Genomic DNA, 21,801 nt, shown 5'->3' with positions numbered 1-21,801 from the left:
AGGAATTGCCGCGCTATGTATTCCCCCCGCCCCCGGGTGGCTCCGGCCACCGCGCCCGTGCCCTTTTACGAGAAGGTTAAGCAGGCCATCAGCGAGAAGATCGCCGCCGGTATCTGGCGTCCGCACGATCGCATCCCCTCTGAAGCGGAGCTGGTGGCGCAGTTTGGTTTTAGCCGCATGACCATCAACCGCGCGGTGCGCGCGCTGACCGATGAGGGGTTACTGGTACGCTTGCAAGGCGTCGGCACCTTTGTTGCCGAGCCGAAAGGGCAATCGGCGCTGTTCGAAGTGCGCAGCATTGCCGATGAGATTGCCGATCGCCAGCATCAGCACCGCTGCGAATTGCTGCTGCTGGAGGCGCGTGCCGCCGACACAACCCAGGCCGCGGCGTTAAACGTGGCGGAAGGGACACGCATTTTTCACTCGCGCATGGTGCATTTTGAGAATGGCACCCCGGTGCAGATTGAGGAGCGCTGGGTCAATGCCGATGTGGTGCCGGAGTATCTGCAACAGGATTACACGCAGACCACCGCTCATGCTTATCTGTCGCTGATTGCGCCGCTCACTGAAGGGGAGCACATTGTGGAAGCCGTGCACGCATCGGCTGAAGAGTGCCGCTTGTTGCAGATCCAGGAGCACGATCCCTGCCTGTTGATCCGCCGCCGCACCTGGTCGACATCGCAGATTGTCTCCCACGCCAGCCTGCTTTACCCCGGCTCCCGCTACCGTTTACAGGGCCATTTCGGCTCCTGAGCGCTGTCAGCAGCAAAAGCGTGATTGTTAGCGCACTATCAGAAAAATGTATCTTAAGTGTTAAATCCTGCCTTGCGCGCAATTGTATAGACAAGTATATGTGTTTACACACTCATCGCGTGATTTCAGGAGAACAACGATGTCGCATACCCCCTCTCGCCCGCAGGCGATCAGCGCCCCGCGAGGCACGACGCTGACGGCCAAAAGCTGGCTGACCGAAGCGCCGCTGCGCATGTTAATGAACAACCTCGACCCGGAGGTGGCGGAAAACCCGCAGGCGCTGGTGGTGTATGGCGGTATCGGGCGCGCGGCGCGCAACTGGGAGTGCTACGACGCCATCGTTCAGGCGCTGACGAATCTGGAGAATGATGAAACGCTGCTGGTGCAGTCCGGCAAGCCGGTCGGCGTGTTTAAAACCCATGAAAATGCACCGCGCGTATTGATTGCCAACTCTAACCTCGTGCCGCACTGGGCCACCTGGGAGCACTTTAACGAGCTGGATGCGAAAGGGCTGGCGATGTATGGCCAGATGACGGCCGGGAGCTGGATCTATATCGGCAGCCAGGGGATCATCCAGGGCACCTATGAAACCTTTGTTGAAGCCGGGCGTCAGCACTACGGCGGTGATTTAACCGGGCGCTGGGTGTTAACCGCCGGGCTGGGCGGTATGGGCGGCGCACAGCCGCTGGCGGCGACGCTGGCCGGTGCCTGCTCGCTGGTGATTGAGTGCCAGCAGAGCCGCATCGATTTCCGCCTGCGCACCCGCTATATCGACGAGCAGGCCAGCTCCCTCGACGACGCGCTGGCGAGAATTAAACGCTACACCGCCGAGGGCAGGGCGGTTTCCGTGGCGCTCTGCGCCAACGCCGCCGACGTGTTGCCGCAGCTGGCGCAGCGCGGCGTGCGCCCGGACATGGTCACCGATCAAACCAGCGCCCACGACCCGCTGCATGGCTACCTGCCAAAGGGCTGGTCATGGGAACAGTATCAACGCAAAGCCGAATCCGATCCGCAGCAGACCGTGCAGGCAGCAAAAGCGAGCATGGCGGAACACGTCAACGCGATGCTGGCGTTTCAGCAGATGGGCGTACCGACTTTTGATTACGGCAATAACATTCGCCAGATGGCGAAAGAGATGGGCGTCACCAACGCCTTTGATTTCCCCGGATTTGTCCCGGCGTATATTCGCCCGCTCTTTTGCCGCGGCATTGGCCCGTTCCGCTGGGTGGCGCTCTCCGGCGATGCAGAAGATATCTACAAAACCGATGCCAAAGTGAAAGCGATGATCGACGATCCGCACCTGCACCGCTGGCTCGATATGGCGCGCGAGCGCATCAGCTTCCAGGGCTTACCGGCGCGCATCTGCTGGGTGGGGCTGGAGTGGCGGCAAAAACTGGGTCTGGCGTTTAACGAAATGGTGCGTAGCGGCGAGGTCTCCGCGCCGATTGTGATTGGCCGTGACCACCTTGATTCCGGCTCGGTTGCCAGCCCGAACCGCGAAACCGAAGCGATGCGCGACGGCTCTGATGCCGTCTCTGACTGGCCGCTGCTCAACGCGCTTCTTAACACCGCCAGCGGTGCCACCTGGGTCTCGCTGCACCACGGCGGTGGCGTCGGCATGGGCTTTTCACAGCATGCGGGGATGGTGATTGTCTGCGACGGCAGCGATGAAGCCGCGGCGCGAATTGCCCGCGTACTGCATAACGATCCGGCCACCGGCGTAATGCGCCACGCCGATGCCGGGTATGAGAGCGCCATTGAGTGCGCGGTTGAACAGGGGCTTAACTTACCGATGGTGGCCGCCACCCAGGGGAAACGTTCATGAACATCACGCTACACCTTATTCCCGGCCAGTTGACGCTGGCGCAGCTGCGCGACGCCTGGTGTCAGCCGCTGCACGTCACCCTGGATGAAAGCGCTTTTGCTGATATTGCGCAGAGCGTCGCCTGCGTAAACGCCATTATGGCTGAGGGGCGCACGGCCTACGGTATCAACACCGGCTTTGGCCTGCTGGCGCAGACGCGTATCGCCACCGAAGACCTGGAAAACCTGCAACGCTCGCTGGTGCTCTCCCATGCCGCGGGCGTTGGCGAGCCGCTGGATGAGGCGATGGTGCGCCTGATAATGCTGCTGAAAATCAACAGCCTCGCGCGCGGCTTCTCTGGCATCCGTTTGCGGGTGATCCAACTGCTTATAGATATGCTCAACGCCGGTGTTTATCCGTGGATCCCGGCGAAAGGCTCCGTGGGTGCCTCCGGCGATCTCGCGCCGCTGGCGCATCTCTCCCTGACGCTGCTCGGCGAAGGTAAAGCGCGGTTCCAGGGGGAATGGCTGCCCTCCAGCGAGGCGCTGAACCGCGCCGGTCTGGTGCCGCTGAAGCTGGCGGCAAAAGAGGGGCTTGCCCTGCTGAACGGCACGCAAACGTCGACCGCTTTTGCGCTGCGCGGGCTGTTTGAAGCCGAAGATCTCTTCGCTTCGGCGGTAGTATGCGGTGCGCTGACCACCGAAGCGGCGCTCGGCTCCCGTCGCCCTTTCGATGCGCGTATTCACGACGTGCGCGGGCAGCGCGGGCAGATAGACGCCGCTGCGCTCTACCGCCATCTACTTACCGATGACAGTGCGATTGCGCAGTCCCATCACAACTGTAACAAGGTGCAGGATCCCTACTCATTACGCTGCCAGCCGCAGGTGATGGGCGCCTGTTTAACGCAACTGCGCTTTGCCGCTGAAGTGCTGTTAACTGAAGCAAATGCCGTTTCCGATAATCCGCTGGTCTTCGCTGCACAAAATGACGTTATCTCCGGCGGCAACTTCCATGCCGAGCCGGTAGCGATGGCGGCCGATAATCTCGCGCTGGCGATTGCCGAAATTGGTGCGCTGGCGGAGCGGCGCATCGCCCTGCTGATGGACAGCCATATGTCGCAACTGCCGCCCTTCCTGGTGAAAAACGGCGGCGTCAACTCCGGCTTTATGATTGCTCAGGTGACGGCGGCAGCGCTGGCAAGTGAAAACAAAGCGCTGGCGCACCCGCACAGCGTCGACAGCCTGCCGACCTCCGCCAATCAGGAGGATCACGTCTCGATGGCACCCGCCGCCGGTCGCCGCCTGTGGGAGATGGCAGCCAATACCCGCGGCGTGATTGCCGTCGAGTGGCTGGCCGCCTGCCAGGGGCTGGATCTGCGCGAAGGCTTAACCACCAGCCCGCTGCTGGAGCAGGCCCGCAGCCTGCTGCGCGAGCAGGTCACGCACTATGCGCAGGACCGCTTCTTCGCCCCCGATATCGAGGCCGCCATGACGCTGCTCAGCGCAGGCCATCTGCGGCAATTGCTGCCGGAAATACTTTCACCTGCAAACTAAATACCCAGCCCGGCACAGAAGCCGGGCTTTTTGTTTATTGTCGCTCTATGAGAAAAGCGTTTAACTGATAACTACGATTTCTTATGGACAAGAAAAACCATGAACAAAACGCTACTGTTAATCCCTCTGTTTCTTCTCGCTGGTTGCCCTGGTCCTGGCGATCGTATGGTTAAGAAAATACCGGCTGAGGTAACGACAAAGGAGAATCATCTTTGTATTACCTATGCGGTAAAGCCGGGCGATCGCATCACCTCCCTGCAAATTGGCAGTGAAACCGGGGAGACATGGTATGAGGTATTTAATGACAAGCCGGTGCTGCCGCGCAGCGGCGAATGTTTGCCGACCTGGAATTATCCTTTCGCTAAGAGTAAAACCTATACGCTATTTTATGGCCTGAGCAATGACAGCCAACCCCATAAACAGCTTATCCAGGCTTCATTCACCTTCGCGCCATGACGGCTATCACGGCGCGGCGATAGCCGCTTCCGGTTAGGTCACGGAGTTGGTAAATTGAGCCACGGAGAGTGACTTCATACAGAAGGGAAGGCCGGGTGAGCGGGAAAATTGATTATCAGATTGAGAAATACAGCTTTGCCGACGTCGCCGGTACGCCGCGTCTGGCGCAGCAGTGGCGTGATGTGCTGGATGAGTGCCGCCAGCTCAACGCCGGAGCCGAAGAGCGGCTGCGCATCGCGCTGCTCAATGTTGATTATGTCACCAGCTTTGAGCTTCCCTTCCGTTTACTCCTGACCCGCGCGCCGCAGCTGATTGCCGCGCTGCGCGACGAATTCAGTCTGGCGCAGAAAAATGTCGTGTTTAATGGCAAGCGTTTTGGCTGCGTCTACAGCCTGAAAACCGATTTACACGCCATTCCCGATACCTTCCAGTACCGTCTTGCGACGCGTATCCGGCGCATCGATCCGAGCGGTGCGACGGCCACGCCCTACCAGCAGATCGCCAAAGAGATAAAAGCCCCGCGCGAGCGGCTGAAACAGGCGCTGGAGTCTGGTTTGCAGGTCACCGCGCTGGATGGGCTGTTCTGGTTTGGGCTACAACGCATAGCGGCAGATGTGCTGCGGCTGCGCAAAAGCGGGATGGCGATCGCCACCGCTGAAACCGAGGTGTTCGACGATCTCACCGGCACCACGCGGCTGATGCCCATTTACCGCCTCGTCGATAAATAGCCGCCGTCGGCGATGAATTTATCAAAGTGATACTCCTTTTCCCGGCTTGATAAGGGCCGGGCGCGCATCTGCCTGCTTTTTATCCGTTATTGCCGCTTTTCGCCCTGTTTCGTCTGTTTTTTACCCAAATTGAAAGTGGCATAGCCATTGCTTATAGCAATCATCCTTTTGCTAGTGGAGAGCGCATAACAATGGAGACGGTGCTGGTTGGCAGTGAAGTAGCCCGCGTAGACGGGCTGGCCAAAGTCAGGGGAACAGCGATTTATGGCGACGATATCCGGCTGAAAAACATGCTTTACGGCGTCTGTCGCTATGTTGATATCGCTGCGGGACGCGTTGATTCAGTCGATATCAGTGAAGCGGAAAAAGTGCCTGGCGTGGTGCGTATCGCCACCTGGAAGGATATCCCCGGTCAGCGCAAGCTGGGGGTGATCATCCCCGATTACCCGCCGATTATCGACAATGAGGTGGCCTATCGCGGCGACGTGATTGCCGTTGTGGCCGCCGAGAGCTATCAGGCCGCCTGCCTGGCGGTAGACAAAATTAAGCTTACCTACTCGCCCTGCGAGCCGATCACCTCCCCGGAAGAGGCCCTGAAACCGGGCGCGCGGCTGATCCACAGCGCGCTTGAGAGCAATGTGATCAACCGCCATCACACGGTAAAAGGGGATATTGAGGCCGGGTTTGCCGCCTCGACGAAGATCATTGAGCGTGACTATGAGGTGGGGTTCCAGGAGCACGCCTATATCGAGCCGGAGTCGATCACCGCATGGCTGGATGATGACCAGCAGATTATGACCATCGCCGGATCGATTCAGAATGCCCACCGTATTCGCGGCATCGTCGCCAAATACCTCGATCTGCCGCAGAGCAAGGTGAATGTGAAACGCTCGGTGCTCGGCGGCTCGTTTGGCGGCAAAGATGACATTATTGATAATCTCGCCTGCCGCGCGGCGCTACTGGTACAGCTGACGGGGCGTCCGGTCAAGATGACCTATAACCGCGAGCAGTCGATGCGCGAGAGCTACAAACGCCACCCCTATAAATTGCATTACCGCATTGGCCTTGATGATGATGCCCGCATTCAGGCGATGCAGATCAATATCATCGCCGATGGCGGCAGCTACGCCGGGCAGACGATGTTTGTCACCTGGCGCAGCTCGGTGCAGGCGGCGGGCCCCTATAACATTCCCAACGTGCGCGTCGATATCACCGGCGTCTACACCAACAATAACTACACCTCGGCTTATCGCGGTTACGGCGCGCCGCAAATCATCTTCGCCAATGAATCCCTGATGGATGAAGTAGCAGAGATAATGGGGCTTTCGCCGGTGGAGCTGCGGCTGCGCAATATTCTGCGCCAGGGCGATACCAGCATGGCTGGTCAGCGGATGTGCGATCACACCGTCTCGGCGCAGGAGGTGCTGGAAACCTCGGTGCTGAAAGCCGAGTTTGAGGCGCGGCGGGCGCACTATCAGCAGCTGAATGCCGAGGGTGGCCCGGTGCGTTACGGTATCGGCCTGGCGCTCAGCCACCGCGGCTGCTCGCTCGGTGCGGAGGGGCTGGATGCGTCATCCGCGCTGATGCAGGTTAATACCGACGGCAGTATTAACATCTCCACTTCAGTCTCGGAGAACGGGCAGGGATTGCAGACCACCATGTCGTTGCTGGCGGCGGAAGCTTTCGGCATTCCGCTTGCGCACGTCACCTTTAGCGAACCGGCGACGGCGATGATTGCCGATGGCGGCTCTACCGTCGCCTCGCGCGGCACGTTGATGGGCGGGCAGGCGATCCTCAGCGCCGCCAACACCATTAAAAATCGCATGGCCGCCGCCATCCTGGCAACCCTGCACGCCAGTGAGATAGCGGATCTGGTATGGCGCGATGGGCACGTATTCAACCGTCATCAGCCGCAACGCCGTCTCACCTTTCAGCAGGTGGTCGATATGACCCGCGCCACTGGCGCGAACTTATCCGCCTACGGCTGGCATGTGGCACCGCCGATTCACTGGGATGAGGAGAAGGGGAGCGGCAGCCCCTATTTCACCTGGGTCTATGGCTGCCAGATTGCCGATGTGGCAGTCGATCTGCGCACCGGCAAAGTGACGGTTAACAGCGTGGTTGCGACCCACGATGTCGGCAAAGTGATCAACCCGGTCGGCTTTAATGGCCAGGTTTATGGCGGCGTGCTGCAAGGGATGATTGGCTACGGCATGCTGGAGGACTTCAATACCGAGCAAGGGGTGGTGAAGTCGGAGAATTTCGACACCTATCTGTTACCGACCATCAAAGATATGCCGCCAATTATCATCAACGCCATCGAAAATGCCGATAAAGCAGGCCCAATGGGAGGGAAAGTGATCGGCGAGCCGGTGCTTGAACTTGGTGCCGCGGCGCTCAATAACGCGGTCAGTTTCGCCATCGGCCGCTTTAACCGCATGCTACCGCTGACTCTTGAGCAGGTCAGGCTCGGTTATAACCTGAAAAAACCGGCGCGCCAGAGCGAGCGGCTGTTCGATTGCGGCCCTAAAAAAGAGGTTCACCGGCTCAATACGGTGTCGCTGAAAGTGGCGCACACGCTAAAAGAAGCGTTAACCCTGATGGCAGAAAACGCAGCGCAGCCGATTGCCGGCGGCACAGATGTGCTGGTGCAGGCGCGCCTGCGCTGTGACGCGGTGCCGCTGGTCAATATTGCCGGGCTGGCTGAACTGAAAGAGATCTTCGATCTCGACGGCGGGCTGTCGATTGGTGCCGGGGTCTGCTTCAGCGATTTGATTAAACATCCGCTGGTGCAGCAGCGCTATCCCTTGCTTATCACTGCCTGCAGAACCATCGGCTCGTTACAGCTTCGCAACCGCGCCACGCTCGGCGGCAATGTGGTCAATGCGGCGCCCTGCGCCGACTCCCTGCCGCCGCTGATTATCTATGACGCGCAGGTGGAGCTGCGCAGCCTGCGCGGTACGCGCCGCTTGCCGGTGAGCGAGTTTGTCACCGATGGCTATTGCACCGGTATCGCTGCCGATGAACTGGTCACGCGCTTTATTCTGCCGGTGCCAATGACCCAGCCGCTGGTGGAGTGCTACCTGCAACTGGGGCGGCGCAATGCGCTCAACATCACCAGGCAAAGCCTGAGCGGACAATTTCATGTCGATAGGCGAGGCACCATCCGCATCTGTCGGCTGGTCGACGGCGCGCTGATGCGTAAACCGCAGCGCCTAAGCCCGGTAGAAGAGGCCTTAGTCGGCCAGCCGCTGAACGCAGCCTCGATTGATAAAGCGGCGCAGGTGCTGAAAGGGATGGTTGATGAAGCCATCGGCGGGCGCTGGTCTGCACCGTACAAAATCCCGGTATTTGTCGATATGTTCCGCCTGATGATGCAGGACGTAATAACCGAGCAGAGCAACTAAGGAGCGCGAAGATGCACCCAATCGAACTGAAAGTGAATGGCATCCGTATTCGCCGCGAGGTGGACGATAACCTGCGGCTTATCGATCTGCTGCGCGACGATTTACGCCTGACCGGCACCAAAGAGGGGTGTTCCGTGGGTGAGTGCGGTGCCTGTACCGTAATGCTTGATGGCAAGGCGGTCTGCTCATGCCTGCTGCTCGCCGCCCAGTGTCACGGTGCGGAGGTGACCACTATCGAAGCTCTGCATCACGACCCGGTGGGCAAACGGCTGCAAAATGCCTTTGTGCGCCACGGCGGCGTCCAGTGCGGCTTCTGCACGCCGGGCGTGTTGATGAGCACTAAAGCACTTTTAGCGGTGAACCCCACGCCGGATGACGACGCGCTGAAAGAGGCGCTGGAGGGGAATTTGTGCCGCTGTACCGGCTATCAGCCGATCATCACCTCCATCAAAGCGGTGCTGAAGGGCGAGGCGTGAAGAGGGGCAAGCGATGAGTGAAAAGGCGTTGATTGAGTGCGTAATGCTGGCGGCCGGGTTATCCAGCCGGATGGGTGACTGGAAAATGATGCTGCCCTGGGGGGCGGGCACGCTGCTCGACAGTGCGCTTCGCAGCGCCTTCTCGCTCTGCGACCGGGTGATCCTGGTTACCGGGCATCGTGGCGATGAGCTGGCGCGCTACTATCACGGTCAGCCCGCCATTACGCTTGTCCACAACCCTGATTACGCCTCAGGGATGTTCTCATCAGTAAAGTGTGGTGCGGCAGCGGTCACCTCGCGGCGTTTTTTTCTGGCGCTGGGCGATATGCCAGAAGTGTCGCCCGCGGTTTACAGCGCGTTATGGCAACATCCGGATCATGACCACTGCCTGGTGCCCGGTTATGACCAGGGCTGCGGCCATCCGGTGCTGCTCCCGGCGCAGGCGCTTGCGCTTATCAGCAACGCGCCCGCCAACAGCAGCTTAAAGACGATTGTTCGCCAGATCGGCACCTGCACGGTTGCCGTCGATGAGCCGGGGATCCATTGCGATATCGACACGCCAGCGCATTATCGCCAGCGAACCGAGCTTAACCGCTTGCTTGATACGCTGCCGCGGCGGCGCATAAACCCGCGTGGCGGCGGGTAATGTTCGTCAGGCCATGTTTGCCCGGGCGAGGATGGTCATTAAAAATTCCGCCACCGCTTTGATGCGTGCCGAGGCGATAAGATCGGCATGGGTCACCAGCCAGAGATCTTCGCTCAGCACCTGGTCGGGTGGGATCACTTCAACTAATCCAGGCTGCTGCGCGGCGATAAAGCAGGGCAGCACTGCCAGCCCAAGCCCGGCGTTGACGGCAGAGAGCTGGGTCACCAGGCTGGTGGTGGCAAGCGCAGAGGTTTTATCTTCAACTTGCTCATTAAACCAACGGGCAGCGGGAAGATGGCTGAACGAACTGTCCCAGGTAATAAAGCGCCGCCCGCGTAAGGGCGCATCTTCCGGCGCGGGGTGAGCGTGCAGATAGCGCTCTGCTGCGTAGACCGCCGAGGCCATCACCCCGGCTTTGCGGATCTTCAGCGTGTTTTGCTCCGGGCGCACAAGGCGCAGCGCGATATCGGCATCGTTTCGTACCACCGAGACGGTGTTGACCCCGGTAATCAGCTCGAGGCGGATCGCCGGGTAATCGGCCTGGAACTGCGGCAGGGCCGGGATAATCAGGTGGTTGGCCAGCGTCTGTGCCGTCGCCAGGCGCACGGTTCCCGCCGCTTCGCCATCGCCTCCGGCAAAGGCGTGCTCCAGCGCGCCGATTCGGCTCTCCACCTCTTCGGCATAACTCAGCAGCGCCTGCCCGGCATCGGTAAGAAAGTAGCCGGTTTGATGATGCAGAAACAGGCTGGTCCGCAGGCTACTCTCCAGCGCGCTAATTCTGCGCGACACCGTCGACTGGCTCACTTTTAGCGTGGCCGCCGTTTTGGTCAGGCTGCTGGTGCGCGCAACGGCCAAAAAGAAGCGTAAATCATTCCAGTCCATCGTCTCTGTTTTCTGTTTGTGAAAAATGATTCACCGATTTTATCCGTAGTTTTCAAAATATGGAAAAAATAGACTTCTGTTACGGCATTACTATTCGAAAAACAGGAGTGAGCAGATGGAAGTCACAGCGAATCAGACCCCCGCCAGCGCGGTCGTGGAAACCTACCTTGCAGCTTTTGCTGCGGGCAGAGTCGATGAGATTGTCAGCCTGCTGGCCGACGATGTGGTGTGGCATATCGACGGCGAACCAGGCGTCTCGACAGTTGGATTGTTGCAGGGGCCTGAGCAGGTTCGGCGCTGGTTACTGGCCTTCCCGCAGAATTTCAGGCCACGGGAATTTGTCATTAATGAGATTATCGCGCAGCACGATAGCGTGCTGGTACTGGGTCGTTTTCGCCACACGGTGGTTAGCACGCAGCACACCGTCGGCAGCGATATGATCATTCACTTTACGGTCACCAACGGCAAGATTCGCCGTTATCAAATCTTTGAAGATTCGGCGCTGCTGGCAAGAGCTTTTGACGCGGATGATGAGTGGTCGCTGCAGCAGGTGCGCATCAATGGCACGCTCTATCGTTACCGCGATATCGGCGAAGGGCCGACGCTGCTTTTTGCCCACGGGCTTTTCGCCAGCCATCACATTTTCGCCGCACAGGTTCAGGCCCTGAGCCACGCTTATCGCTGCATCGTTGTTGATATGCCGGGACACGGGCTGAGCGGGTACGATCCCACCGGCTGGACGCTTGATGATCTGAGCCGCGACCTGGCGCTGATAATTGAGGAACTGGCGCTCGGCAAGGTCACCATCGTTGGGCAGAGCCAGGGCGCGATGGTGGCGCTGCGGCTGGCAGCGAATTACCCGAAGCTGCTGGCAGGCCTTGTGCTAATTGGCACCAGCGCGCGTGCGGAGTTGCCTGAACGGCTGGAGATGTGGCGCAGGCAGCGTGAAACACTGCTCAGTGGTTCCGATGCGGCGCGGGAGGCGCTTTTTACCACCCTTCAGGCCTATGTAAACAGCGCGGAATGGCCGCAAAACCACCCTCATGAGGCCGCCGAAGAGCGTGCCATGATGCATGCTCACAACCGCGAAGGGTTAGCGCTGGCGCTGGATGCCGCCGTGTTTGACCGGGGCGATATCACCCACCTTTTGCCGACGATCGCTGCGCCGACGCTGGTGATTGTCGGGGAAGAGGACAGGGCAACCCCGGTTGAGTTAAGCAAAGAGATCGCCGCGCTTCTGCCCAATGCTCAACTGCTCACGCTGGCAAAAACTGGCCACCATCCGCCAACGGAAGCCGCCGATGCGGTGACGGCGGCGATTGCCGGGTTTATTGCAGCTAAATAGCGGAGATAAAAAAGCCCCATCAGGGGCTTTTTATGCGGTGTCATATCGCGGGTTTAGAAGCGATATTGCAGACCAGCGGTGATGGTGTAGTTTTTGTTGGCAATACCCGCAGCATCGCCACCGATGAATTCCGATCCGCCGTTGGTGGTATCAATAACCTGCGTCCCGCCTTTGCCCTCTTTATATTTGCTGTAAGTGAACTCAGCAAACACTTTCGCGTGTGGCGTAACGTAGTAGCCGGCATCAAGTGACGCGCCGTAATAGCGCGAGTTGCTGGTCTTCTCACGGAAGGTGAGGTCGCGCATATAGTGCTCATCGTTATCATGCGCGCGCACCCAGTCACTGAACTTCAGCAGCGCATTGAATTCGAAGTTATCAATGCGGTACTGACCCGCCAGCCCAACATAGGGCATGGTGAAGCGCTGGCTGTAACCAATCCCGCGTTCGCCTGCCGGGAAGTTACCCACTGAGGCGCCGTTGTCATAATCGTAAGCGCCGCCGAGCGCCGTCCAGCTGAAGCGCGTCTCCTGATAGCCTGCCACCACGCCCGCTTTATAATTCTCGTTCTGGAAAATCCAGCCTTTCAGGTTGAGATCGAATTCATTGGCGTAATTGACATCCGAGTCAGGATGGGTGGAGTGATCGGTCCAGCCTGACTGGCTGGCATTCTGCCAGTCGTAATCATCCATATGGCCTGCCCCGGAGGCGAGTGACGTCCAGCCGCGGGCGTTAAGGGTTAAAAAGGAGTAGGGGTTCCAGGAGAGATCGCCTTTCACAATGGCGACATTCTTTATCTTCCAGTTAAGCTGGCTGATTTTTCTCCCTGTTATTTCGTCATAGACTAGCTCATTCGATTTACCGCTCAGCATCCCGGCAGAGGCGGAGACGGAAAAACTTTCGGGAGAAAAATCGGGGATTAACTGCTCTGAGTCTGCGTACGCGGTACCGGAAATAGCGCTTATCATCATCACTACAATACGAGTTTTTTTCATTTTTCTTTGCTCATATCACAACGGTAATAATGATTTTGCCGCGGGTATGGAATTCTACAATAAGGGGATTGAATTTCATTTTTATTTTTTGATAAACATCTTAACTATGAAATATATCCTTTTGATCGCTTTTTTTTTTACGTTTATCAATTACCGCTATACCGCACAGTTCGCCAGGGCAAGGTGCGGGAGGGGGATCCGACCCGCACTACTGTAAGCCGTTAAGCCTGTTACCCTTCCCCTGGCGGCGCGCTTTTCGCTATCGCGTGCTGCTGCGATAAACGCCAGAAATCGTGGCCGGCGGGATACTGATATAAGCGCAGGGAGAATTGTCCTGCTACCGCGGTGATATATTCAAATATCGCCGATTGCGTATTTTCATAATCTGCCCACAGGGTCGACGAGGTGAAGCAGTAAATTTCCAGCGGAATACCGGCCGGTGACGGCTTTAATGTCCTGACGACAATGTACATCTCTTTGACAATATCCTGCCGCTCGGCGAGATAAGCCATTAAGTAGTGGCGGAAAAGCGTCAAATTCGTCAGGCCATTATCAATAAACCAGCTGTCCGCCACGCCCATCGGATCGCGGCCATCAAGCAGTTTTGACAGTGGTTCACTCACGCCGCGTATCGCCAGCATCGGTGCCAGCATCTCCTGCGAGAGAAAGGTCACCGAGTGCTGATCGATATTGGTGCTGCGCATAATGCGGCGCGCGCCGGAGGAGAACATCGCCTGCCAGTTGGTATAGGTTTCGGTAAGGAAGTTTTTCGTCGGAATACGGGAGATGGTGTTATCCCAGTTCCGGATAGTAATGGTGTGCAGCGCGATATCGGTCACTTCACCGCTGAGGTTTTTATCCGGCATCTCAATCCAGTCTCCGAGTTGCAGGACATCATTTGAGGAGACCTGCACATTGGCGACCAGCGAAAGCAGCGTGTGTTGAAACACTAACATTAGCACTGCCGCCACGGCACCGAGGCTGGAGATAATAATCGCTGGCGATTTGTTCGACATCACCGCGAGGATCATGATCGCGGCAATAACGTGAATTAAGATTTTACCTATCTGGATATAGCCCTTAATCGAGTGATTTTTACGCTTGGTCTTGCGCAGATAGGAGCTATTAACGATATCCAGCATCTCGTTGAAAAATACTGACAGGAAAATAAAGAACAAAATACCGCACATGGTATTTATTGCCGTTACCAGCGAGGCTGGCATATTTTCCATAAACTGCAGCAGGTAATAGACCGTAAGAACCGGTACGAAATTGGATAATTTTTCAGCGATACGGCGATCTTTTTCCAGCGGCACATCTTTTTTATGGCTGGCAAAGAAGACTTTACGCACCACCTTAATCAGCAGGAATTTGCACATCAGGTGCGCGAACATGCCAGAGACGATCAGCAGAATAATATTTAAAACAATGGCCAGCGCCGGCCTGCCTTCGATAAACGTCAATAAAGAATTCAAATACGCCATTACTTATCGCCTGAACGAGTATGCCATCTGTATAAGCCCTGGCTGGCGGGCATATATACAAAAATTTAACCAATTAGCATCATGGCATAACAAGGGGATATAAGTCCACGCCGGGGCCGGTGTGTGCCGGGTCACAAAAACGCTCAACTTTAACAAAGTGATCCTATGATTTAGGCTGGTTAACGCAAATTTACGCTGTAACAGGAGAAGCATGATGAAAGCAGTCACACTTAACGCGCCGGGCGGCCTGGAAAACATTACCGTCTCAGATATCGCCGATCCGGGCAGACCCGGCAAGGGCGAAATTCGGGTTGCGATTAAAGCCAGCTCGCTGAACTTTCATGATTTGATTGTTGCCAGCGGCCAGTTCCCGACTGAGGATGGCCGTATTCTGCTCTCCGATGGCGCGGGCGTGGTCGAAGAGGTAGGCGAGGGCGTTGAGGATTTTGCCGTCGGCGATAACGTAGTCTCTACCTTTTTCCCCATCTGGCTGGCAGGTAAGCCTGGCCCCGAGGTGAGCGGCTTTGCTCATACCCCCGGTGACGGCGTTGACGGCATGGCGAGTGAGTACGTTGTGCGTTCGCAAAATGCCTTTACCCATGCCCCGCAGGGATGGAGCCACAAAGAGGCCGCGACCATCACTACCTCAGCACTGACCGCCTGGCGGGCGCTGGTGGTGGATGGCAACCTGAAAGCGGGCGAAACGGTGCTGGTCCAGGGCACTGGCGGTGTCTCCATCGCGGCGCTGCAAATTGCGAAAGCGATGGGCGCGAAAGTCATCGCCACCTCCTCTTCCGATAAGAAGCTCGAGGTTGTGCGCGAGCTGGGCGCGGATGAGACCATCAACTACAAAACCACGCCCGAATGGGGAGATAAAGTGCTTGAACTGACCCAGGGGTTCGGCGTCGATCACGTGGTGGAGGTGGGCGGCCCGGCTACCCTGAAAGAGTCGCTGAAAGCGGTGAAAGTCGGCGGGCATATCGCGCAGATTGGTATCCTGTCTGGCGATGAAGCCAGCGTATCGGTGCTCTCCCTGCTGGCGAAACAGGTGCAGATCAAAGGGGTGATTGTGGCAAGCCGCCAGGATCAGATCGATTTTGTGAAAGCGCTGGAAGTGATGAAGCAGAAGCCAATCATCGATCGCACCTTCAGCTATGAGGCGCTGAGCGAGGCCTTTGCGCACCTGCAAAGTGGTTCCCACCTGGGGAAAATCTGCGTCGAGTGGTAACAGGACGGCGGTAGGAGCGTGCGCCCTTACCGCCACGTTTTAACGCGCTGTGGCGCTTTCCTTCAGCCGAGCAGGCTTTCCAGCGTCACCGATGCTCCGCCGCAGACAATCACCAGCACGTTATCGCTGGGGGCAAAGCGGAGTTTATTGTCATAGAGCAGCGAGAGCGACACGCCGCAGGCAGGCTCGGTCAGCACGCGATGATCGTCCAGCAACAGGCGGCAGGCGCGCACGGCCTCAGCGTCAGACACAACCTGGCTTCTCACCTCAAAACGGCTGGCGACGTTAAACGCATTTTCACACACCTGGCTTGCGGCAAGGGTCGTTGCGATACCGCTCACCTTCTCCAGACGCACCAGTTTACCGGCATTAACCGAGGCATTCAGCGACGCGGTGCCCTCGGTTTCAACGGCATAGATCGGGATATGGCTCAGGTGATGTTTTTCCAACCCCTGAGCGATGCCGGAGAGCAGGCTGCCGCCGCCGATCGAGAGGATCACGGCATCCGGGGTCACCCCTGCGGCGATCACCTCATCCACCAGCGTGCTGATGCCCGCCCACAGCAGCGGATTATCAAAGGGGTGAATATAAATGACCTCATCGGTGGCTAAAGAGAGGGCATAGTCGTTCGCCTCGCTCCAGACGTTGCCGTGCACCACAAGGGTGGCTCCCTCCTGCTCAATCAGCTCTCTCGCCCGCAGGGAGGTGGTTTCAGGCACTACGACGGTGACCGGCAGGCCGAGTTTGCGACAGCTGTGCGCCACCGCGATGCCCGCATTGCCGCCCGACGAACTGATAAAGCCTTTTGCGCCCTGTTCTGCATAATAGCGGCAGGCATGTGCCGCGCTGCGAAGTTTGAACGAGCCGGTGGGCTGGGCAGACTCCATTTTCAGCCACACATTGCATCCGCTGCGCTGGCTTAGCGGCAGTGAGTGCAGCAGTGGAGTCTGAATGCTGATTTCCATGACATCGAATCCTTATGCATAAGCCCTTGCGATAAAGGCCGTTCTGGACAAGTTTTTAAGCCTGACCAGTAATAACACAAGAACTATCAGGCTGGGTTATCTATTTCCGGGTGCCACGGATGGCATACGCAGGCCAGCTTGTGCCCCTGTGGATCCCGCAAATAGGCGACATAGAAATCCGGCCCGTAGGCTTCTCTGAGACCAGGCGCACCCTCATCGCTGCCGCCATTTTCCAGCCCTGCGGCATGAAATTGCCTTACCTGCTCTGCGCTGCTTGCCCGGAAGGAGAACATCGTCCCGTTACCCGGCGTCGCCCTTTTTTTATCGAACGGCGGGCAGATGCAAAAACTGAATCCCTGGTCTGGCGGCTCGCCCCACATCGCCCAGGACTCACTCCACGCAGGAGTGCGCGGCACGCCCAGCACCGTGAAAATCGCGTCATAGAAACGCGTCATCGACGGTAAATCGTTGCTGCCTATGGTGGTGTACATCAGCATGGTTTGGCTCCTTAAATGCTCGATATTGTATGGATCTGCCTTGAAATGCGAACCTAATACATCAGCCTTAACTATTAGTCAGTTTCTCTCTTCTACATCTCCATAGGAACACACCGCTTTTAATCCGCAGGGCGTTTTTCTGATTTTATTTTCCTTCCGGGAGGGCGCGCAGTTTGCCTCTTCGTGAACGGTATTATGCAGGGATCGTTTTAAATATCGCGGTGACGATATTGGCTGAGCAACATGTTAACAATCACGAGTACAAGATTAGGCGAAAGATTATGAGCAAACGGACTGACATAATTGATCCTGCAACAGAACTGAGCGCACCTGTTGGTTTGGTCTATTCGCAAATATTGGGTTGGATAGATCTGGGGCATGCTCTGGGTCGGGATATCAAAAGGATTCTGGAACAGATGGCTGAGGGGGAAAAGGGGAGTGCACCTTACTATGAGGTGGTTTATTCACAATCGATGTACCAGCGAAACCATACGCTAGGCACCGGCGTCTATCTTCTTTGGATGGTAAAAAAGGGAACCCCTCTGCATGTCAGGCATAGTATCGTATTGGCGATGATGATGATTACAGCTGGCCGTTTTGAAAGCCGGCAGGCGTCGGTACCTTTTTCATGGGCTACCAACAGTGGATTTAGCGCAGAGGATCTTGTATCAGATTTGCTTGGTTTCTACCGGGTGATACGTCCTATGAATTACTTCGCTCAGCTAAAACTCGTTAGTAAGGCGGAGGCGCTTAAACGATGGGATCACTACGGGGAAATTGGGCGCTACAAAAATCGGCTATTCCAGCCGCTTCTGTTCCCTGATCCTGATAAGAATAAAGGTGCCCGCCCCTGGTACGGTGAACTGCCGGGCTTTATGAAGTGTGTTCAGCCCTGGAGTGATTTTTCGCGTGATACCGTGCGGGTAATTTCAAACAATGGTGTGCTTATGAATGTTGGTCGAAAGCCTCAGGACAAATTCCGATGAGCAGAGTGACTAAATATGCATTGGTATTGATCGTTCTGCTGTTGTCAGCCGTTTGTTATAAATTCGCGTCGGTCTATATGTCTGACAGTGTGGATTACACGTCATCAGACTGGCTGGCATACCGACTGTTGACCCCTGATGAGATAAAAAATGCCCCTCATTTCGGTAAAGTGGTCATGCTCCATTTCAGAGCGGCAGACGGTCCGGCACCTCAGACAAATCAGATTGAGTACGATGGGCAGGCTGATGTTGATGCTATCAAGCATTATCTGGTCTCGCTTGGCTATCGCGAAGCCACCGACCCTGTAATGGGCAAAATGTGGATCGAGGATAACAGTGGCAGAGGTGCTTTTATCACCCACTCTGACGATGCTACTAAGCTGACTTTTGTAGAGTAAAACCCTTTCAGGAGTACGCGCAGGTCGCTGCGCGTACTTATTATGCTTAATGGCGGCTGAATGCCCTGCAAACCTTCAGACAAGTTAGTGATTATGATCGCGCAGAAAAACCGTCAGCACATCCTTCGGCGCGACGCTGCCGCACTCTGAAATCATCCAGCCGACCGCGCCGCGATGATAGGTGCCATGAAACAGTACATGGTTGAGCATATCGATGGCGCGCATCTCGCCGTGACCACCGTCGACAAAACGGAAGGTGATGACTTTTTCCAGATCGCTCGAGGAGAGGGCGTCAACATGCTGGATATACCACGCGGCGCAGTCGGCCATCTTCACTTCAAGCTCTTCAAGCGTAGGTGTTTCCGGGGTATTTAGCGCGGTGTAACCATGCTGCTGACCGGTGAGATTGGCTCTGAAAATCATGTCGACGACATAAATATGGTTCATCAACCTTATCATCAGGTGGCGCTTTTGCGGGTGCGCCGGTTCGTCGATCGCCTTGATGGCTTTCAGGGTTTCGCCATCCATCCAACGCTTAAATTTCACCAGGGTAACCAGTGTATCCTTATCCATCTTCTGCTCCGCATGTGACTGAAGCGATATCATACCTCGCGTCGGCTGTTTAGCTGAGTAGATCCTTAAGCAAAAACCAGGGGGGTGGCATCGGCATATTTCAGCGAGCGGCGCTGGTTAACATCTCGAAAAAGGCCGGGGCGTTAAGGTTTTTCTAAGCTTTCTCCGTCACACTGGGATTATAAAGCGCACAAGGTTACGGTGCCGTTGTCGGATTATAGTCGGCAGGAGATGATGTCCCCTGCCACTTTTTTAACGTCTGATGGCCCGCCAGATTATTTTCATAAAACCCCTTTTCATTTTTTATTGTCATAAAACCTTCAGCAGTATCAATATCTAACATCTTCTTTAAAATCGAAAAAATATTTAACTCACCTTCAGACAATCCTCATAAAACAGTGATGATTTTGCGGGTAAATTACTTTATAAATATATCGGACAACATCGACATACCTTGCTCACTTAACTGCTCGGGCAGCGAGTAATTACGGGTGTGGCATCTACGCGGGAGGGAAGTGAATGGATATCATAAGTTCAGAACGTGTAAGTGAAGTCTATATGGTTATCGGGCATGCGGTCTCCTCGTTAATTACAGCGGGAAAACGCGTTGAAAAAGAGGGGATTCTCGAGCAGTTGAAAAAGGGGAAAGCGCAGGCGGTGGATGGGATGAACGAAGTTTATGAATCCGCTATCAGCCTCGTTGCGCGTGAGGGCGTTGCCGTCAGCGAGCAGTAACTGGCGCCAATGCTTCTTTCCTCACATTTCCCGCTCGCCTCAGGTAGAGAACCAGCCAGCGGGATAGTATTCGCAGATAAACTCTACAAAGGCCTTCACTTTAGGGCTCTGAAGCCGACGTGAGGTGTGCAGCACCCACAGCCCGGTAAGCGTATCGGCCTCTCCCCAGCTCATCAGTTCCCCACTCGCAAGATAAGCGCTGACGATTGACTTCGGCACCATCGCCGCACCAGCACCGGACAACACCGCATCGCGGACGGTCAGCAGTGAGGAGAGGCGCATCACCGGCTGCGGAGTAAAGCGGCGCTGCCCCTTATCTACGATCCAGTCACTCCCTTCGATATGCGTTGACATCACTACCGCCGGGATCGACGGCACGCTTTGCCCATCCACTTCGGGCAGGATGACAGAAGGCGCGGCGACCAGCACCAGCTTGTCCCTGGCGAAGCATCGGCCCACCAGCGAACTGTTTGCCTGCGGGTTTATGCGGATCGCCACATCAAAGTGCTCTTCCACCAGATCGCTCATGCGGTTTTCAGAAACCACCTCAATGTGGATCTGCGGAAAGCGCTGGCGAAATTCCGCCATCAGCCGCCCCAGCGCCAGCTGCGAAAAGAGCAGCGGGGCAGCAACGCGCAGCCACCCTGCGGGCGCGGCGTTATCTTCCCGCGCCGCTTCAGCCGCTTCATCAATTTCACGGATGGCACCCAGCGTGCGCGCCAATAGACGTTCGCCCGCTTCGGTAATCTTCAGCTTCTGGCCGCCGCGCTCCACCAGCCGCACGCCCAGCGCCTCTTCGAGATCGGTCAGCCTGCGAGAAAGAGTGGCTTTAGGTTTACCGCTGGCACGGCTGGCAGCACCAATCCCGCCCGCTGCCGCGATAAGGTGAAACTCTCTTAAAGCGTTGATATCCATTAGCTGTCTCATTTTTGGAACGGAGTGTGCAAATAATAGCCTCTTCCGGGCAAAAATGGATCGGCATAGTCTCTGGTTACACCCACCAGAAAGTACGGAGTAAACATCATGACCATTCTTGTTACCGGAGCGACCGGCCGCGTTGGCCGCCACGTTGTTGACCAGCTGCTTCGCCGCGGCGCTGATGTCCGCGTATTGACCCGCGATCCCGCAAAAGCCGGTTTTGCTGACAATGTGGAGGTAGTTAAGGGCGATCTGCTGGATATCGACGCCCTGCGCGCTGCTTTTAGCGGCATCAGGACCCTGTTTTTACTCAATGCGGTTGCCGCCGATGAATTTACCCAGACGCTGATTACGCTCAACATCGCACGGGAAGCGGGCGTTGAGCGCGTGGTTTATCTCTCGGTTTTTGGCGCGGATGCCGCCGTCAATGTGCCGCATTTCGCGGTTAAATATGGTGCCGAGCGCATGCTTACCGCGATGAACTTCAGCGCCACCATTCTGCGCCCTACCTACTTTATCGATAATGAGGCGATGATTAAGGAGGTGGTCGTTAACCACGGCGTTTACCCGATGCCGATTGGCAGCCGCGGGCTGGCGATGGTGGATACGCGTGATATCGCCGAGGTGGCGGCTATTGAGCTGCTTCGGCGCGACCAGGCGAGCGAGAAGCTGCCCGTCGAGACCATTAATCTCGTTGGCCCCGATACGCTGACGGGTAATGATGCGGCGGCAATCTGGCGCGATGTGCTCGGGCGCGAGGTGATGTATGGCGGTGACAGCCCGGACACCTTTGAAGCTGGCATGACGGAATTTATGCCGAAATGGATGGCCTATGAAATGCGCCTGATGGCCGAGCGCTACGTCAGCCACGGCATGATCCCAAATGAGGGCGACCGGGAGCGGCTGGTGGCACTGCTTGGCCGCCCGCTGCACACCTACCGCGACTTTGTGGCGGCACTTGTCGCACAGTAAAAA

At 56.7% G+C, this 21,801-nt stretch carries 22 protein-coding genes and 1 pseudogene; 14 read left to right on the top strand and 9 right to left on the bottom strand.

Annotated elements, in window-relative coordinates; all coding sequences use genetic code 11:
- The first annotated feature begins 15 nt into the window (after positions 1-15).
- The 8 genes from IAE50_RS08485 to IAE50_RS08450 all read left to right on the top strand — a co-directional run bounded on the left by IAE50_RS08485 (position 16) and on the right by IAE50_RS08450 (position 9,823).
- On the top strand, positions 16-753 hold the full coding sequence (locus IAE50_RS08485) for a histidine utilization repressor (protein ID WP_200580036.1): 738 nt from the start codon (positions 16-18) through the stop codon (positions 751-753).
- A 139-nt stretch (positions 754-892) separates the two neighbouring features.
- Complete coding sequence (hutU, locus tag IAE50_RS08480) at positions 893-2,578, top strand: urocanate hydratase (protein ID WP_200580035.1); 1,686 nt, start codon at positions 893-895, stop codon at positions 2,576-2,578.
- Positions 2,575-4,110, top strand: coding sequence for a histidine ammonia-lyase (hutH, locus tag IAE50_RS08475; RefSeq protein WP_200580034.1), 1,536 nt, complete (start codon positions 2,575-2,577; stop codon positions 4,108-4,110). The genes hutU and hutH overlap by 4 nt, the downstream gene beginning before the upstream one ends.
- Before the next feature lie 99 nt (positions 4,111-4,209).
- Positions 4,210-4,566, top strand: coding sequence for a putative T6SS immunity periplasmic lipoprotein (locus IAE50_RS08470; RefSeq protein WP_375286721.1), 357 nt, complete (start codon positions 4,210-4,212; stop codon positions 4,564-4,566).
- 95 nt (positions 4,567-4,661) lie between these two features.
- Positions 4,662-5,294, top strand: coding sequence for a DNA-binding protein (locus tag IAE50_RS08465; protein WP_200580033.1), 633 nt, complete (start codon positions 4,662-4,664; stop codon positions 5,292-5,294).
- 191 nt (positions 5,295-5,485) lie between these two features.
- Positions 5,486-8,701 carry a molybdopterin cofactor-binding domain-containing protein gene (locus tag IAE50_RS08460; RefSeq protein ID WP_200580032.1) on the top strand — a complete coding sequence of 1,072 codons (3,216 nt, stop codon included), beginning with the start codon at positions 5,486-5,488 and terminating at the stop codon, positions 8,699-8,701.
- A gap of 11 nt (positions 8,702-8,712) precedes the next feature.
- Positions 8,713-9,177: a (2Fe-2S)-binding protein gene (locus IAE50_RS08455; protein ID WP_042716525.1), complete on the top strand. Its 465-nt coding sequence runs from the start codon at positions 8,713-8,715 to the stop codon at positions 9,175-9,177.
- Between the two features lie 13 nt (positions 9,178-9,190).
- Entirely contained in the window at positions 9,191-9,823 is a 633-nt protein-coding gene (locus IAE50_RS08450) for an NTP transferase domain-containing protein (RefSeq protein WP_200580031.1), read from the top strand.
- Between the two features lie 6 nt (positions 9,824-9,829).
- Here IAE50_RS08450 and IAE50_RS08445 read toward each other — a convergent pair whose 3' ends face one another.
- Entirely contained in the window at positions 9,830-10,705 is an 876-nt protein-coding gene (locus IAE50_RS08445; RefSeq protein WP_200580030.1) for a LysR family transcriptional regulator, read from the bottom strand.
- Between the two features lie 115 nt (positions 10,706-10,820).
- Between IAE50_RS08445 and IAE50_RS08440 the strand changes: the two genes are divergently transcribed.
- On the top strand, positions 10,821-12,050 hold the full coding sequence (locus IAE50_RS08440) for an alpha/beta fold hydrolase (protein ID WP_200580029.1): 1,230 nt from the start codon (positions 10,821-10,823) through the stop codon (positions 12,048-12,050).
- 53 nt (positions 12,051-12,103) lie between these two features.
- Here IAE50_RS08440 and IAE50_RS08435 read toward each other — a convergent pair whose 3' ends face one another.
- From IAE50_RS08435 to IAE50_RS25955, 3 genes and pseudogenes are all read right to left on the bottom strand, one after another.
- Positions 12,104-13,042: an omptin family outer membrane protease gene (locus tag IAE50_RS08435; protein ID WP_042716531.1), complete on the bottom strand. Its 939-nt coding sequence runs from the start codon at positions 13,040-13,042 to the stop codon at positions 12,104-12,106.
- Between the two features lie 230 nt (positions 13,043-13,272).
- Complete coding sequence (locus IAE50_RS25960; RefSeq protein ID WP_375286744.1) at positions 13,273-13,998, bottom strand: mechanosensitive ion channel family protein; 726 nt, start codon at positions 13,996-13,998, stop codon at positions 13,273-13,275.
- A gap of 107 nt (positions 13,999-14,105) precedes the next feature.
- A pseudogene (locus IAE50_RS25955) lies at positions 14,106-14,526 on the bottom strand (hypothetical protein).
- A 214-nt stretch (positions 14,527-14,740) separates the two neighbouring features.
- Here IAE50_RS25955 and IAE50_RS08425 point away from each other — a divergent pair.
- Positions 14,741-15,754, top strand: a complete 1,014-nt coding sequence (locus IAE50_RS08425) for an NAD(P)-dependent alcohol dehydrogenase (RefSeq protein ID WP_200580059.1) — start codon at positions 14,741-14,743, stop codon at positions 15,752-15,754.
- A gap of 62 nt (positions 15,755-15,816) precedes the next feature.
- Here the strand turns inward: IAE50_RS08425 and IAE50_RS08420 are convergent, their stop codons facing one another.
- Together IAE50_RS08420 and IAE50_RS08415 are read right to left on the bottom strand one after the other, a co-directional pair.
- Positions 15,817-16,719, bottom strand: coding sequence for a pyridoxal-phosphate dependent enzyme (locus IAE50_RS08420; RefSeq protein ID WP_200580027.1), 903 nt, complete (start codon positions 16,717-16,719; stop codon positions 15,817-15,819).
- Between the two features lie 86 nt (positions 16,720-16,805).
- Positions 16,806-17,216: a VOC family protein gene (locus tag IAE50_RS08415; RefSeq protein ID WP_200580026.1), complete on the bottom strand. Its 411-nt coding sequence runs from the start codon at positions 17,214-17,216 to the stop codon at positions 16,806-16,808.
- Positions 17,217-17,497: 281 nt separating this feature from the next.
- Between IAE50_RS08415 and IAE50_RS08410 the strand changes: the two genes are divergently transcribed.
- Positions 17,498-18,202, top strand: coding sequence for a hypothetical protein (locus IAE50_RS08410; protein ID WP_200133464.1), 705 nt, complete (start codon positions 17,498-17,500; stop codon positions 18,200-18,202).
- Positions 18,199-18,600 (top strand): hypothetical protein, encoded by a 402-nt coding sequence (locus tag IAE50_RS08405; protein WP_200133424.1) that lies wholly within the window; start codon positions 18,199-18,201, stop codon positions 18,598-18,600. Before IAE50_RS08410 ends, IAE50_RS08405 begins: the two co-directional genes overlap by 4 nt.
- Positions 18,601-18,684: 84 nt before the next feature.
- Here the strand turns inward: IAE50_RS08405 and IAE50_RS08400 are convergent, their stop codons facing one another.
- Together IAE50_RS08400 and IAE50_RS08395 are read right to left on the bottom strand one after the other, a co-directional pair.
- Positions 18,685-19,173: a DinB family protein gene (locus IAE50_RS08400; protein ID WP_094421397.1), complete on the bottom strand. Its 489-nt coding sequence runs from the start codon at positions 19,171-19,173 to the stop codon at positions 18,685-18,687.
- A gap of 196 nt (positions 19,174-19,369) precedes the next feature.
- The gene (locus tag IAE50_RS08395; protein ID WP_157737680.1) at positions 19,370-19,516 is read right to left on the bottom strand and encodes a hypothetical protein; all 147 of its coding nucleotides are present in this window, start codon (positions 19,514-19,516) and stop codon (positions 19,370-19,372) included.
- Positions 19,517-19,692: 176 nt separating this feature from the next.
- Here IAE50_RS08395 and IAE50_RS08390 point away from each other — a divergent pair, with 176 nt between their 5' ends.
- On the top strand, positions 19,693-19,908 hold the full coding sequence (locus IAE50_RS08390) for a hypothetical protein (RefSeq protein ID WP_094421395.1): 216 nt from the start codon (positions 19,693-19,695) through the stop codon (positions 19,906-19,908).
- Positions 19,909-19,947: 39 nt separating this feature from the next.
- Here IAE50_RS08390 and IAE50_RS08385 read toward each other — a convergent pair whose 3' ends face one another.
- The gene (locus IAE50_RS08385; RefSeq protein ID WP_200580025.1) at positions 19,948-20,823 is read right to left on the bottom strand and encodes a LysR family transcriptional regulator; all 876 of its coding nucleotides are present in this window, start codon (positions 20,821-20,823) and stop codon (positions 19,948-19,950) included.
- A 108-nt stretch (positions 20,824-20,931) separates the two neighbouring features.
- On the opposite strand from IAE50_RS08385, the gene IAE50_RS08380 reads away from it, so the two are divergent.
- Positions 20,932-21,798, top strand: a complete 867-nt coding sequence (locus IAE50_RS08380; RefSeq protein WP_200580024.1) for an SDR family oxidoreductase — start codon at positions 20,932-20,934, stop codon at positions 21,796-21,798.
- Positions 21,799-21,801 lie beyond the last annotated feature (3 nt).

This window comes from Kosakonia sp. S42 (assembly GCF_016624785.1).
In the GTDB taxonomy this organism is placed as follows: domain Bacteria; phylum Pseudomonadota; class Gammaproteobacteria; order Enterobacterales; family Enterobacteriaceae; genus Kosakonia; species Kosakonia cowanii.
Note: the sequence above shows the minus strand (reverse complement) of the source record. Positions and strands in the feature narration are given on the sequence as shown.